Below are 14,239 nucleotides of genomic sequence, written 5' to 3'. Positions count from 1 at the left end.
CTGCCTTGGAATGCTAAATAGAGGCTCTGCCTCTATTATAATATTATGATAGTATTCTGGTGGCAGAGCCACCTTAATTGCGTTTCTAGGTAGAACCTAGAAACGAGAGTTGGGAAGAATTATAAATAATAGCAAATCACTGTTATTATAAAAGATCGAGCATAAATTGATATAGGAAATCATCAACATGGCTGCAAATGAAACCCGCAATGAAGTAGAAGTTCGTTCTCAAAAAGTCGATGAGTTGAGAGAATTGGGAATAGAACCCTATCCCAGTCATTCCCTTCAAAGATCACATACAACCCAGGAGATTCCTCGTTCCAAGGCTCTTCCTTGGAATGCTAAATAGAGGCTCTGCCTCTATTATAATATTATGATAGTATTCTGGTGGCAGAGCCACCTTAATTGCGTTTCTAGGTAGAACCTAGAAACGAGAGTTAGGAAGAATTATAAATAATAGCAAATCACTGTTATTATAAAAGATTGAGCATAAATTGATATAGGAAATCATCAACATGGCTAAAAATGAAACCCGCAATGAAGTAGAAGTTCGTTCTCAAAAAGTCGATGAGTTGAGAGAATTGGGAATAGAACCCTATCCCAGTCATTCAGTTCAAAGGTCACATACAACCCAGGACATTAAAGACTTATTCGCCCAACCAGGTAAAGAATTAAATGATGGGGAAAGCGACGCCGATGCTATTCCTTTAAAGGTTTGTGGACGGATTACTTTTAAACGCGATAGTGGTAGTATTGGGTTTATTGGTTTAACCGATATTGCGGGAATAATTCAACTCAAATTAGAGAAAAAAATAGTTACGGGCGAAACAGGATTATCCTTTAATCAGGTTAAAAAATACCTGGATTTGGGGGATTTTATTGCCGCCGAAGGAATTGGTTGTCGGACTAACCGAGGGGAATTATCCGTACAGGTGGAACGGATTTTTATTGTTTCTAAAGCTACCATGCCTTTTCCTGATTCCTATTATGGAGTTAATGACCCGGAACTGTGTCGTCGTCATCGAGAAATTGATTTAGTTAGTAACTCGAAATCCTTAGAAACCTTTAAAGCTAGAAATCGAATTCTGAAAAGGATTCGGACTTATTTATGGGATAATTGTTTTGAGGAATTAGAAACTCCTGTATTACAGGCAATTTATGGCGGGGCGGCGGCTCGTCCTTTTGTTACCCATCATAATAGTTTGGATATTAATTTATATCTGCGAATTGCTACGGAATTGCATTTAAAACGGGCAATTTGTGGCGGTTTTGAACGGGTATTTGAAATTGGGCGGGTGTTTAGAAATGAAGGTATTGATAGTACCCATAACCCCGAATTTACTTCGATTGAAGTATATCAAGCCTACGCTGATTATTTTGATGTGATCACTTTAGTAGAAGATGTGATTTGTGCGATCGCTAAGGATGTTTTAGGAGAACAAACTTCACTAGAATATCAGGGAGATGTGATAAGTTTAGAACGAAAATATAACTATTCTGAACAATATCCCACCTTTACCGGAAGCCATTGGAAAGTACAAACAATGGTGGAAGCGGTGCGAGAAACAACTGGGTTAGATTTTGATACTTTAGAGTTAGATGAAGCCCTGAAAGCAGTAGAAAGTTTAGGGTTACATTTATCAAAATTAGAAATCCAAAGTTTAGGATATGTCCTTTATACGGTTTTTGATAAGTTAGTTTCACCTAAATTAATTCAACCCACTTTTATTACGGAATTTCCGGTGGAAGTCAGTCCATTAGCTAAACGTCACCGTTCTAAATCGGGATTTGTAGAACGTTTTGAGTTATTTATTCATGGGACAGAATATTCTAATGGCTTTTCTGAATTGAATGATCCCAAAGACCAACGCCAACGATTTGAAGCACAATTAACCCAGAAAAATGCCGGGGATGAAGAAGCTCATCCGATGGATGAAGACTTCATTCAAGCCCTATCTTTAGGGATGCCAAATTGTGGCGGAATGGGGATTGGAATTGATCGGTTAGTAATGTTATTTACGAATACCGCCAGCATTCGAGATGTGATTATGTTCCCGACCATGCGAACTTTTTAACCCAAACCTCCTGTTCCCTCCCTCCCTAGCCCCCCGTGCACGGGGGGTTTGGGGGGCTGTTGTTCCCTTCCTCCTATCCCCGGCGTGCACGGGGGGTTTGGGGGGCTGTTCCCTGCTATAAAATCAAAGGACTTTCAAAGCCACGGGATTGTTAGAACCAAAATTCTGTATAATGGGGGTTTGGACTTTTAAAACAAGAGTAAGCTGGAGTTAACCATGTCTCGGATTTGTCAGTTAACGGGAAAGAGAGCCAATAACGGTATGGCCGTGTCCCACTCCCACCGTCGCACCCACAAATTGCAGGAAGCGAATTTACAGTGGAAACGGATTTGGTGGCCCCAAGGGAATCGTTTTGTGAGATTAAAACTTTCTACAAAAGCGATTAAAACTATTGAACTGAAAGGGTTACAAGCCATGGCAAAAAAAGCAGGACTTGATCTGAACAAATTTTAAATGGGGCCGAACAATAGCCAGAACTTCCCTAACCCCCCCTAGACAACAGGGGGGATATTTATTTTGAGATTAAAAAATTGTGTAACCTCTCCCCCAGCCCTTTTCCTACAAGGAGAGGGGGAAGAATTTCTAATATTAAATCTCAAAGAGATTTAGGATCGATTACACCCCATTCCCTCGCAGGGAAGGGGGCTGGGGGGTTAGGTCTTAGGATTCAAAAAGGAAAAACTTAATATATCCAGATCCCGATCGCTTTTCAAAAAAAATTGGGCATTATAAATAATAGAGGAGAATCCCTAAACTGTATTTCTTACATTAATAGCAAGCGCGACTAAACTCGGAAATATCGGTATTTTTACCGAGGCGATTCTGGGGCAGAAATGCTAAAACTAAAGGTAGGGAGTTTTTCCCGTTATTCGCCATCACAACCATTCCAATCACAGGTTAGGTAGGCATATATTATGTCACAACATCACAACAACAAATTCTCTAATCCTATTCTGTCTTTGTCTCGCTCGATCCGGATTGCTTTTCAACGGATGACCCGGCGGACAATGCGATCGCTTCTTAGGGTTTGGATGAGGATCAACCGTCAAGATCGTTATGGTCGGGCGGGCTTTGTGTTGCCTACGGTGGTGATGGTTTTGTTAGTGGTGGTGCTATTGACCATAACTATTAGACATCTCCAAAATATAAATTGGGAAGGATAGCAAGATGGTAAAATTGGATTTTACCCCAATAAGAGATGAGTAACTTAAGAGAGTATCTGGACAAGAATCCCCAGCAAGCAAAAAGGCTATTAGGGATGGAATATGAACAGTTGATAGAACTCATTCAAGCTGCGGAGTTATTAGAACAAGAAAAACGACAGGAACAAGAAAAAACTAAAATCAGGTTGATTAAAGCAGGTGGGGGTCGTCGCCAGAAATTATCTGTGGATGAACAAATATTACTAACTCTAATTTATCTGCATCAGATGCCCACATTTCAAATGTTAGGGTTACAGTTTGAAGTGAGTGAATCAACAGCGAATGATATTTTCCATAACTGGATAAAAATCTTCAGAGAATTACTACCAGCGAGTTTAGTTGAGCAAGTAAAAAAAAACGAGAGTGATTGGGAGTGGGTAGAAAAAATTCTGCTGGAATTTGAGTTAATAGTAGATAGCTATGAACAGCCCATGCAAAGACCAACAGACAATGAAGAGCAGAAAAAATATTACTCAGGAAAGAAAAAAACACATACGTTTAAAAATCAAGTGATTGTCATGCCAAATGGGAAAGAAATAGTGGATGTAGTAGTGGGTTATACCGGAGCAACAAGCGATCTAAAATTGTGGAGAGAAAGAAGCGAGGAATTGGGGAACAATCAAAAATACAGAGGGGATAAAGCTTATGTAGGGGAAACAGCAATTAATACACCACATAAGAAACCGAGAAATCAAGAAATATCGCTTGAACATCGAGAAGAAAATCGGTTAAAAGCCAAACAAAGGATTGTAGTCGAACATTTAATAAGACTGATAAAAATTTATCGAGTTGCTTCAGAAAGATTTCGGTTAAAGAGGGAAAATTATGAAGCAGTAATCTTGACAGTATGTGGACTAATAAGATGGCGAATAGGAGCGATTGTATTATCATCTAAGAATTGCCCATAATTCTTGTAAAAAATGATTGAATATCAGAGATAAAATTCATTAATTATTATTAATGTAACTGAAAAAGCCTATAAATCCGTTACTTTGGGAGAACCCGGCACAGGAGTGCTAGAGGTTCAAAAATTAGCGATAGATGGCATTTGGGGATTTTCGGAGATATCTATTATGTTGCGATCGATGGATCGGGCAAAAATGGCTCAATATCGGCGGGTGGATGAACAAGTTCTACAAGCTGCAACCCCGGCATTAGATCGGGCAAAAGCTAAAATTGAATATTTGTTATCAGGAAACGATAAATCATTACCTAGAGAAACACCCTCTGATAATGAGTTGAGTCGGGCTTTAAATGATGTTTTTTATAACTTAGGTGATGAGCAACGCTTACAAATTCAGTATGACGTTGATGGCAACTCTACAATAGATGTAATAACAACTAATCAAAAACTCGAAGATCAAAACGCTATTCAAACCGCTTGGCGATTTCCGGTAGATACTAATAATGATGGGAAATTTGATAGTTTTACCTACTACGGGATTTTCTTCCGCAAACCTGGAACGGATAGAACTAGAAACCCTTTAGATGCTAGAACCCTTCCCATGACTCTAACTTCTGGGGTGAGCAAGGAATGTCAAGCGGTTCTTGCCTCCGGGGGAACGAGCGGTCTAGTCGATGATTCCGGTTGGTCAAGGTTAGATGGCAACCTGAAAAAAGCTTTTTTTGTTTATACAACAACTGTACCGATTACTCTAGCAGATATTAGCAGTTCAAACCTGATTAAAAATAGTCAAAATCAATTAGTCTTTACCTCAGATAAATATAGTCAATTTCAAGGAACACCTAGCTTTTCAGCTTTAGAATATCAACTTGATGCAACACGGGTTCCCCTAACAAATAATGCAGTTCTTTATGAAGATGATTTAATTATTAATCCTGTTGCCACTAACTTAAACGGGCGGATTTTTACCAACAGCAATTTAATCGCTTCTCCTTCTAATACTAACGACGAATTGAAATTATATCAAGTTAGTGGAATTAACTCTTGTTTTTATAAAGAAGAAAATAGCAAGGTGATTGTAGCGGGTAACGTTATAAACGGCATAACGGATAAACCCACTGAAAACTATTCTGTACAGGTGCATTTGTACCAAGGAGCCGGAACTAACCCAACCACCGCTCAAATTACAACGGCTAATCAATCGGTCACCAGCACTGCTACTGTTGTTAACGAAGCAATGTATGATGATGCTGCTTATAAAGCTCGCCTCAGTGCTTTGATTGATGATTTGAGGGCAACGGCAGGAGATAAAGGCACAGACATTGTGGCAAGTAATATGCCGCCCTCAGTGGAAGCAGTGGTTCTAAAGCGGATTGCAGAAGATTCAACACTAAAACATGATACAGTCCGCGAAGAAGAACTGAGGGCTTATTTTAAAGCCAGAATTCGGAAAGTGACACAAGTAGAGGTACGGCCTACTGATCTATGGCCTGTTCCAAAAGCAGGTAAAGTGGTAATAGGATTAGGAACAGAAGATTTAATACCCGCCAAAGACACTTGGATGTTGCCAACTAACGAAGCAGGAACAGGCAGTACCTCTGGTTTAACTTTTCAACTCGACCAACTTCAGCAAACCGAACCTGAGACTCAGAAGAAAAATGGAAAAGAAAACTATTTGGGCGATCGCGTCATCGCCGGAAATAACTTACCCGCCCTGAAATATGATTCAGCCATAGATACCCGTTGGAAAGCCGCGGCAAATTTACCCATTACGGGCAAGAAATGGACTGAACCGTCGCCGCCGAATGCGGTGGATCGAACTCGCAGCACCCAAGTTAAACCCTTACCCAACTTAGGGAATACCAAACGAGATGGCTATTGGGAAAAAGCCGCAGCCCAAAAACCCAAAGCTCCATTAGATGCCATTGGTGGGTTACGGGTGATTACAGGTGCAGGAATTTATGAACGTAAGAACTCCTTTTTACCGCCCCCCTTATGGGATGATCCAAGAACCCCAGTAGTTGAAGGGAACGCAACTTATGATGATCCCGCCACATCAGCAACGGAAACTTTTCCGATTGTCTGGCCGGATACAATGCCCATGTCTCCTGGTGTGGGTTCACAGGTGTATGACAACACGAGCTTATATAACGCCGATGGTTCTCCGAAGACTCCCTTTACTCCACCGTCTACACCTTGGGTTCCTTTCAGTACCAATCCTACAAAATCCCAAGGTGACTTGCGGATGCGGGCAACGGCTGTTTATCACTATGCCTCCGATCCCTATGATCCTGTCAATAGCGACACCGATCAACAACCGATTGCCTGCGTTAGTAGTTACTATGATCCAACCAATCGAATTACAGCCAAAAATCTCATTGACGTTGAGGGACTGGAAAAAGATACCACCAATGGTAAATCTAATAACGGTGTAGCCTACCCTAAACCCACAACAGCCAGACCGACTGCCGCTTCTTACAGTGCTACGACAGGACTCTATACGGTCTCTGATGCGGCTGCGGAACTGGGAAACCAAGCTAACTATGTTTTCCCCGATGGCCGATTTGCTAATTCCGCCCTGAGAGATGCCTTAAAAACCCTAGTAGAAGGAAAACCTCTGACCTTAGCTAATCAAGCGGCCATTGATAGCACCCTCTGTTCTTTAGATATTCTCAGTGGCGACATTACCCCATCTGACGCGGTAATTCCTCATGGAGCGATTTCGGAACTTACGCTTTTAAATGCCAGAGAGGTCAAGGCAAATGAACCGGATGATCCAACAACAACCGTTGATGAAACCTTCACCCTCAGCAGTCGTCCTGATGTTGCTGCCGAGAAAGCGAAGTTAAACGCCAGCCCTACCCTGCCCCTAGAAGAACGGATGCCCCAGGAAGTTCGCGTGACTAAGATTGATTTAAAATTATTGGCAAATAAAGATATTGCCCAAGGTGTAACTACAGGGCCAAAAGCCAGTTTAGGCAAGGGGGAATATCTATTACCCTTGAGTGGAATTATCTACGCTAGTCGGGATGATGCACTTCCCGATTTAAGCGCCCAACCCGACACCCGTGACACCCCTGCTGATCTCGAAGCAAGTGCGGCGGACTTAAAATTAGATCCTACCCGTCGCCCGAATGGGATTCTTCTCGCCAATGGTAGTTTAAAGCGTCCCTGGCCTCCATCTCCAGTTACAGTACAAGATGTTGTTCAAGACAAAGGACTCACTTTAGTCTCTAACTTGCCTGTTTATATTAAAGGGGATTTTAATAGACATACCCAAAGCGAATTTACAGGCACTTTTAGTTGGACTTTTAACGATTACTATGGCCGTAAAGCGAGCGACCTCAATCCTAACTTTGCTTGTCATGCAAAAGATCCAAGAATTCAAGCTGGGTCGTTCAAATGTGATACCGGAGACGATTGGCGTCCCGCTAACGTCCTAGCGGATGCTATTACTCTGCTGTCTGATAACTTCCGATTTGGTTATCGGGATGAGGGAGATTTTGACCTCAGAAATAATGCGGGTGGCGCAACGATTAAAAAAGACACTAATAATAATTGGGTTTCAGCAAAAACGGCTCGTCTGGAAAACGGTTTCTTGAATAATGACTATGCCATTAATGGTTTGAGTAGTGGAGGTACAGGGAAGTTTGATGTTAATGATGATGGAACAATCGCTGCTGATGAAGCTACCCCTAAAGATGAGAATTACCGTTCAACTACAGGAACAATTCTGAATAGTTCCTACTTCAATAACTTTGTTACTCCGGTTCAGCGACGACTCGATAATAATCCCAAAGAGTTTCTGACTGAAATATGTTTAAAACTGCCTGTTTCTGCTTGTGATCCTGATGACTGGAAAGTTATTGATAAAGATGATCAGAGTTTACGAACGGCATCTGAATTAATTAATAATGCGAGTGGCACTGCGTTGATAGATGGTTCAGGGACAACTGCTACTCCGCCTGATCTCAAGTATCAACGTTTCCCCCGTCGTGTTGCCTTTCAACGGAATGATAGTAATCAACTGGTTTTGAATAGTAATCTACCAAAACCCTTGGGAATTCATAAGACTACTCCTAATGCCATTACTAGCGTTTTTACTGATATTAGAGCCAATCAACCTAACGCTCTTTGGTTCCAAACTCGTAACAGAGATGGAGATAAAGATAAGCGCACTAACGTAGGTACTAATCCTTTGTGGTACTATCAGCAAGATGATCTTTCTACAACAGCTAATGAATCGACTAATCCCGATACCAATTTTACTAACACGACCAAACAACCCCTGTTAGTTCCCGTCCTGCAAATTCATGCCACTGACTCCCCTACTACAACAGGTACATTTGTTGTAGGCAATAATCCAGGAGGGACTACAAACAATCGGTGGGCGATTCCGGCTGCACCGAAGACGGCGACTAACTTGAACGAGTTTAACTTAGTCATGGCAACTGGAGACATTCCAGCACGCCCTAGAGACAACAATGGCGGTTTACAAAACTTACCCCGCTTCCTAGAAAACTGGCAATTTCCAGAGCAAACGGCGACTATCGCGGGTGCTTTTATTCAGACCAGTCGCAGTTCCTACGCTTCCGCTCCCTACTTTAGCCTCATGGATAATAATCCCGATCCCCCCAATCCCGACAATCCCCCCAATCCCCCCTACGCTAAACGTCCACCTGCAATATTTGGGAATGATGCTGGTAATAACAACGCGAGTCGATACAGAATTAATTCAGGGGGTGGTAAGATTGGCTACTTCTTACTCCCGAAACGGGAATGGGGTTTTGATGTCGGTCTGTTATCTCAGCCACCGGATTTATTTGCCCAGAAATTCTCTCTACCGGATGAAAGTATTGACCCCGATGAATATTTCCGCGAAGTTAGCCGAGATGATGATTGGGTTAAAGGGTTGTTGTGTTCTAAGGTCGCACCGTTACCAACCGCTACCCCGGAACGATCTCCACAACCAGAGCAATACCCGGTCAAACTTGCTCTGCTAAATATGGTAGCTAAGTTTTATAGGAGGAAAAGGTCATGTTTTTAAAGCAACGCCCACTCAATCAACGCTCACCTTCTCAAGAAGGCTATACCATCCTTGAGGGACTCATGGCGGTAATTGTTGTATCTGTCATGTTGTTAGCAATTGGCCCCGTTATTGCCTTCTCTGTGGGGACTCGCGTGCAAGCCAAACGAGTTGAACTGGCAACTCAAGCGGGAAAAAGTTATATTGATTGGGTGAAAGCTGCTTCTGATCCCAATGCAATAAAAGAAAGAGCACCCAAACAAACTGCAATTACCGCTCCAGCAACAGGTGATTTAACAAGTGATTGCACATCAAAAGATGGTTATTGTACAACAACCGATAAAAAATTGTACTGTGTAAATCTTGATGAAACAGCAGGGTGTCAAACAAATAGCCCTGTTGATATGGTGGTTCAACCCATTATCATCATTCCTGATGCTACGAAGCCAGAAAAAGGCTATGGAATGCAAGTTAGAGTTTATCGGGCTAACTCTTTTGCCCCTGGTGTAACGCTTCAGTCACCTACTAAGTCGGACAGCTTAACAACGAATGCGTTAGGTAATCGTGGTTTGCCTTTAGTTATGATGAAAACTGAAGTTTTACCGTCAGATGCAACCTTTGAAAATCTTAGAGACCGACTACAGGGTACACCTTGACCGTAATATTTTAAGTCTAACTTAATTCACATACTTTTCTTAAGTTAATGGAGCAATAAAAATGAGTATCTTTCTAAAATTATTACTTAAACATCAAGTTAGGTCAAATCCGGCAAAATTTGATCGAAACTATCAAGTCAAGGGCATGACAATGATAGAACTGTTAGTGGGTACAATTATTGCTTTTATTGTGATCACTCCTTTGATGGGAATGGTGCTTGGTCTATTAAATGATGATCAACGAGAAAGTGCCAAAGCAAACACCGAAGAAGAAATCCAATCTGCATTAGATTATATTGGAGAAGATGTTAGTCAAGCTCTCTATATTTATGTGAATCAAAAACCTAATCCAATAACAACAGGAGCGCCGATTGATGAAATTAAAAGTCTAAAAGATAATGGTTTTTTACCGAATACTGGAACTCCTAATAATGAAAAACCTGTTCTTGTTTTTTGGAAACGAAAATTAGTAGAAGATTCGGTTCCAGTAGATTCTGCTGTACTGCCTAAAGATTGTACACCAACGACCTGTAATGATACCTACGTTTTATCGTTAGTCAGTTATCAATTACTTCCAGAAACAGATGACAAATCAATTTGGTGTCAACCTTCAGGATCAACTTGTCCTAGTCGAATAGTTCGGTATGAAATTTCTGATGGGTTAGCAAAATCTGATGGAACCTACTATACAAAAGACGACCTAGGAACAGACGAAAACCCAAACTTGAGAAGCTATTGGAAGGGTAGTAAGGATAATCTACCCTATAATCCTGATTTTACTCTGTCTAAACCTTTAGAGAATGTTACTGACGCAGCGACAATAGCCGATGTCACACAAACTGTTTTAGTTAACTACATTCAAGATTTCAAACTGGATGATAGCTCAACAAATGACTTAGCTAAATTAACAATTCAGGGAAATGCACTAAGACGTAATGATGCTAATGCGGTTTGTGATCCTATTGCTAACCCTAACTCACCCTATTGTCCAAAATCATCAGTTCAATTGCGAGGATTAAGTGGTCTGGGAAATTAGAATTAACTCAAATTATTAAATAATCAAAAAGGATTAATTATGAAAACTCAACAAATATTAAATAAGCTGTTAATAAATCGGTTAAAAAAAAATCCCGTTCAATCTGATCAGGGATTTACCCTAATTGAATTGTTAGTTGTGGTTTTAATGATTGGCGTTTTGAGTGCGATCGCCGCCCCCAGTTGGCAAGCATTTACTACCGGACAACGACTTAAAACAGTTAATAATCAGGTATTTCAAGCGATTAAATCAGCCCAAGCTGAAGCAAAACGGAAAAAAGGTGATGTTACTCTAACATTTAGTGTTCCTCCAGTTGATCCACCTACCGTTACTTATAACGGTAATGTAGAGAAGCTCAATGTTTCTGGTGAAATTAAAGCAGGAACTATTAAACTTGTTACAGGTGCAGGAGATACGACAGTAACCGCCGATTCAGATATTGTTTTTGATTATCGAGGAAGTATCAAAAAAATGACTCCTAAGCAAGAATTGCCCTTCATAGCAACAGTCTCCCTTCCTGATGGCAAAGGTAAACACTGTACCATTGTTCAAACTCTGTTAGGAGGAATGAGAACCGCAGAAAAAACAGATTGTCCCACCCCTCCCTAAATATTGAAAGAATGCGATCGCGTAGCCGCCATCTTGCAACATTGCAATTATAGCAATGGGTAAATTAAGCTCAATCCCTGTCAGGATAGCCACAAAAGCTACCATAACTCCGTAATTTCACTGATTGATTAAAATTTCAATGTTCAAAATAATTTTAAAAGATCCGTAATTCTCCCGTGGTCAAAGCCCCTGATTTTTTGCAGACTGGTAGTTAGGTTCGCTCAGAAAACATAACTACTTTAGTTAAAATCAGGTGTGCTAAAATGATCAATCAAAAAAAGACCAGCGATCGCTCCTTAACCTCCTCTAATAGCGGATTTACCCTAATTGAACAACTAATTATTATATTTATAATTGGTGTTCTAGGCGCCATTGCTATCCCCAGTTGGTTAGGTTTCATTTACCGCCATCGTCTCGCCTCCTCCACAGGACAACTGCAATGGGCATTCAAAATGGCTCAAAGCGACGCCAAACGGGAAAAAACCGCATGGCAAGTCAGCATCCAAGAAACCCAAGAAACCCAACAAACCCCCAAAACGATTAAATTTGCCCTCCATCCCGCTAGTATCCCCCCAGTTCAACTCCCGGCTGGCAGTTGGCAAACCCTAGAACCCGGTATTATTATTGATGATAAACAACCCAACCCCAAGGGCAAACTCGAAACCAGCCTGCGTAAAATTAACCCAACCACCAACAAAGTCACCACATCAGGCACAATGTACCGCACCCTGTTCAACTACAAAGGCTGTCCCGTCTACTTCCCCAACGACGAATGCACCCAAACCAGTTTACAAGCGCTCGGAACCATCACCCTGAACCATCCCGACCTCGGCAACACTAAACGCTGCGTGATTATTTCCACCGTTCTCGGTGTGACCCGCATTGGAAAGGAAAACACCAAACCCAATACTAATGATCGCTATTGTTATTAACTAAACAGCCCTGCCCCTAGCCCCCGTGCACGGGAGGTTTGGGGGGGCTGTTCCCTGCTATAGTACCTGTGTAATCAAATTAAGCAATAATCTCGTTGCTTTCATCCCAGACCAGATCCCCCTAAATCCCCCTTTTTAATGGGGACTTATCAGAAAAATGGGTTAAAACCCCTAAGTTCTACTTAGGCTTTTTGATGTCACTATCCTAGATGTCGGGCCGGGTACAGGTATTCTGATTTTCTAAAAACTCTAATTGTACAAATAAATCAAAAAGGAAAATAATGGGTATAATCAAACTAATGCACGCAAAACTTCATCGGGTCAGGGTTACAGAGGCAAAGCGTGACTATGTTGGTAGTTTAACCATAGACTCAGACTTGTTAGAAAAGGTAGGAATGTTACCTTTAGAAGAAGTACAAATCGTCAATATCAATAATGGCAACCGTTGGTCAACCTATGTTTTACCAGGTGAAGCAGGTTCTGGCATAGTTTGTCCAAATGGTGGGGCAGCACTGCTATGTCAGAAAGATGATCTACTAATTATTTGGGCAAATGAACAATGCGATCGCTCCGAAATCTTAAAAAATGGACACGAAGCGAAAATAATCGTGGCTGATGAAAATAATCATTGTCAAGAACTTCTCTATCAAACTCTAACTCCAAATCAAGGAAGTGTTGAATTTCACTCTTTGCCAGGAATTCCAGAAGGTCACACATCGTCATGATCCGCAAACCCCGTAACTACAGTAACCAATTTGCCCATAAATTTCAGGTACATTCAGTTGACACTCTCACCTTTATACGGTGAGAGTGTCAATTCCCAAAAACTCAACTACTCACCACCAGACATCATTTTCTGCAAAGAACTCAACCCCTTTTTCACCCGACGGGAAACCGTCACCGAACTAATACCCAAACGTTCGGCCGTTTCCTTCTGGGTTAAATCATACAGAAACACAAACTCCAAAACCTTACGGGTTCCGTCCTCTAATTTAGCCAAAGCCTGCTGGACACGAATTTGATCCTCCTGCGCCAACTGAAAACTCCGATAACGACCATCGGGAACCATTTCCCCTAAACAGGTCGCTCCATCTTCCCCATCCATAATCGGAGCATCCAAACTCAGCACAGAACGGTTGCTATTAGCTAACCTAACCTCATTCCACTCATTCACAGAAATTCCTAAAACCTCCGCCACTTCCCCATCCGTAGGCGGGCGCTTGAGTTCTAACTGAAGTTGTTGAATTACCTTCACCGATTGCCGTTGTAAGGTCAACCATTGACGGGGAACCCGCACCGACGGGCTTTTATCCCTTAAATAGTGTTGAATTTCCCCCCGAATATAGGGAATCGCAAAGGAACTAAAGGCATGACCTTTCGACAGGTCAAATCGCTCAATTGCACGAATTAAGCCAATACAACCGACTTGAAGTAAATCTTCATAACTTTCCGTACATTGGTTCACCCAATGGTGTACCTCCTTACGCACCAATCCAATATTTAACTGAACAATCCGGTTACGGATATCCTTGGAAGCAGACTGTTGATATTGGTGTAACAGTTCTAAACTTTCTCCCCTAGGGTAATTGACAACTTGAGTAGGCATGACAATATCCTGCGTTGGTAGGGCTGGCTAATAAGTTCCGTATCAATCTTGACCACACTAGGCTTTAATGGCATGGGAGGTTAGAGGGTTAGCCCCAACATGGGGGGGACTCTGAACCTATATTTAATAGTCAATGTGAGGTCGCTGAAGCACTAAACGAGGACTTTTAAGCCATCGGCTAGAAGCCTAGCTT

13 protein-coding genes are annotated in these 14,239 nt (G+C 41.6%); 11 read left to right on the top strand and 2 right to left on the bottom strand.

Features of this window, described 5'->3' with window-relative positions; translation table 11 throughout:
- The first annotated feature begins 187 nt into the window (after positions 1-187).
- The 3 genes from NMG86_RS09075 (at position 188) to rpmB (ending at position 2,528) form a co-directional block, all read left to right on the top strand.
- The gene (locus NMG86_RS09075) at positions 188-349 is read left to right on the top strand and encodes a hypothetical protein (RefSeq protein WP_158442057.1); all 162 of its coding nucleotides are present in this window, start codon (positions 188-190) and stop codon (positions 347-349) included.
- 166 nt (positions 350-515) lie between these two features.
- Positions 516-2,075: a lysine--tRNA ligase gene (gene lysS, locus NMG86_RS09070; protein ID WP_026787249.1), complete on the top strand. Its 1,560-nt coding sequence runs from the start codon at positions 516-518 to the stop codon at positions 2,073-2,075.
- Between the two features lie 216 nt (positions 2,076-2,291).
- Positions 2,292-2,528, top strand: a complete 237-nt coding sequence (rpmB, locus tag NMG86_RS09065; RefSeq protein WP_026787250.1) for a 50S ribosomal protein L28 — start codon at positions 2,292-2,294, stop codon at positions 2,526-2,528.
- Positions 2,529-2,843: 315 nt separating this feature from the next.
- On the opposite strand, the gene NMG86_RS09060 is transcribed toward rpmB, so the two are convergent.
- Positions 2,844-2,969 (bottom strand): hypothetical protein, encoded by a 126-nt coding sequence (locus NMG86_RS09060; protein ID WP_264480730.1) that lies wholly within the window; start codon positions 2,967-2,969, stop codon positions 2,844-2,846.
- A 65-nt stretch (positions 2,970-3,034) separates the two neighbouring features.
- Here NMG86_RS09060 and NMG86_RS09055 point away from each other — a divergent pair, with 65 nt between their 5' ends.
- From NMG86_RS09055 to panD, 8 genes are all read left to right on the top strand, one after another.
- Positions 3,035-3,238, top strand: coding sequence for a hypothetical protein (locus NMG86_RS09055; RefSeq protein WP_499103682.1), 204 nt, complete (start codon positions 3,035-3,037; stop codon positions 3,236-3,238).
- 35 nt (positions 3,239-3,273) lie between these two features.
- A complete protein-coding gene (locus NMG86_RS09050) occupies positions 3,274-4,185 on the top strand; it encodes an IS5/IS1182 family transposase (protein WP_026788241.1) in 912 nt (303 codons plus the stop codon).
- 105 nt (positions 4,186-4,290) lie between these two features.
- Positions 4,291-9,228, top strand: coding sequence for a hormogonium polysaccharide biosynthesis protein HpsA (gene hpsA, locus NMG86_RS09045; RefSeq protein ID WP_499103680.1), 4,938 nt, complete (start codon positions 4,291-4,293; stop codon positions 9,226-9,228).
- Positions 9,219-9,863, top strand: a complete 645-nt coding sequence (hpsB, locus tag NMG86_RS09040; RefSeq protein ID WP_026797486.1) for a hormogonium polysaccharide secretion pseudopilin HpsB — start codon at positions 9,219-9,221, stop codon at positions 9,861-9,863. Before hpsA ends, hpsB begins: the two co-directional genes overlap by 10 nt.
- A 61-nt stretch (positions 9,864-9,924) precedes the next feature.
- Complete coding sequence (locus NMG86_RS09035; RefSeq protein ID WP_052338680.1) at positions 9,925-10,899, top strand: hypothetical protein; 975 nt, start codon at positions 9,925-9,927, stop codon at positions 10,897-10,899.
- A gap of 39 nt (positions 10,900-10,938) precedes the next feature.
- A complete protein-coding gene (locus NMG86_RS09030) occupies positions 10,939-11,508 on the top strand; it encodes a type II secretion system protein (RefSeq protein ID WP_026797485.1) in 570 nt (189 codons plus the stop codon).
- Positions 11,509-11,771: 263 nt separating this feature from the next.
- A complete protein-coding gene (locus NMG86_RS09025) occupies positions 11,772-12,440 on the top strand; it encodes a pilus assembly FimT family protein (protein ID WP_043938747.1) in 669 nt (222 codons plus the stop codon).
- 281 nt (positions 12,441-12,721) lie between these two features.
- The gene (gene panD / locus NMG86_RS09020; protein ID WP_026787253.1) at positions 12,722-13,165 is read left to right on the top strand and encodes an aspartate 1-decarboxylase; all 444 of its coding nucleotides are present in this window, start codon (positions 12,722-12,724) and stop codon (positions 13,163-13,165) included.
- A gap of 107 nt (positions 13,166-13,272) precedes the next feature.
- Here panD and NMG86_RS09015 read toward each other — a convergent pair whose 3' ends face one another.
- Positions 13,273-14,046 (bottom strand): RNA polymerase sigma factor SigF, encoded by a 774-nt coding sequence (locus NMG86_RS09015; RefSeq protein WP_026797483.1) that lies wholly within the window; start codon positions 14,044-14,046, stop codon positions 13,273-13,275.
- Positions 14,047-14,239: the final 193 nt, after the last annotated feature.

The sequence above is a fragment of the Planktothrix rubescens CCAP 1459/22 genome (assembly GCA_904830895.1).
Taxonomy (GTDB): domain Bacteria; phylum Cyanobacteriota; class Cyanobacteriia; order Cyanobacteriales; family Microcoleaceae; genus Planktothrix; species Planktothrix agardhii.
The sequence above is the reverse complement of the archived record's forward strand: the minus strand, read 5'-3'. Positions and strand labels throughout refer to the sequence as shown.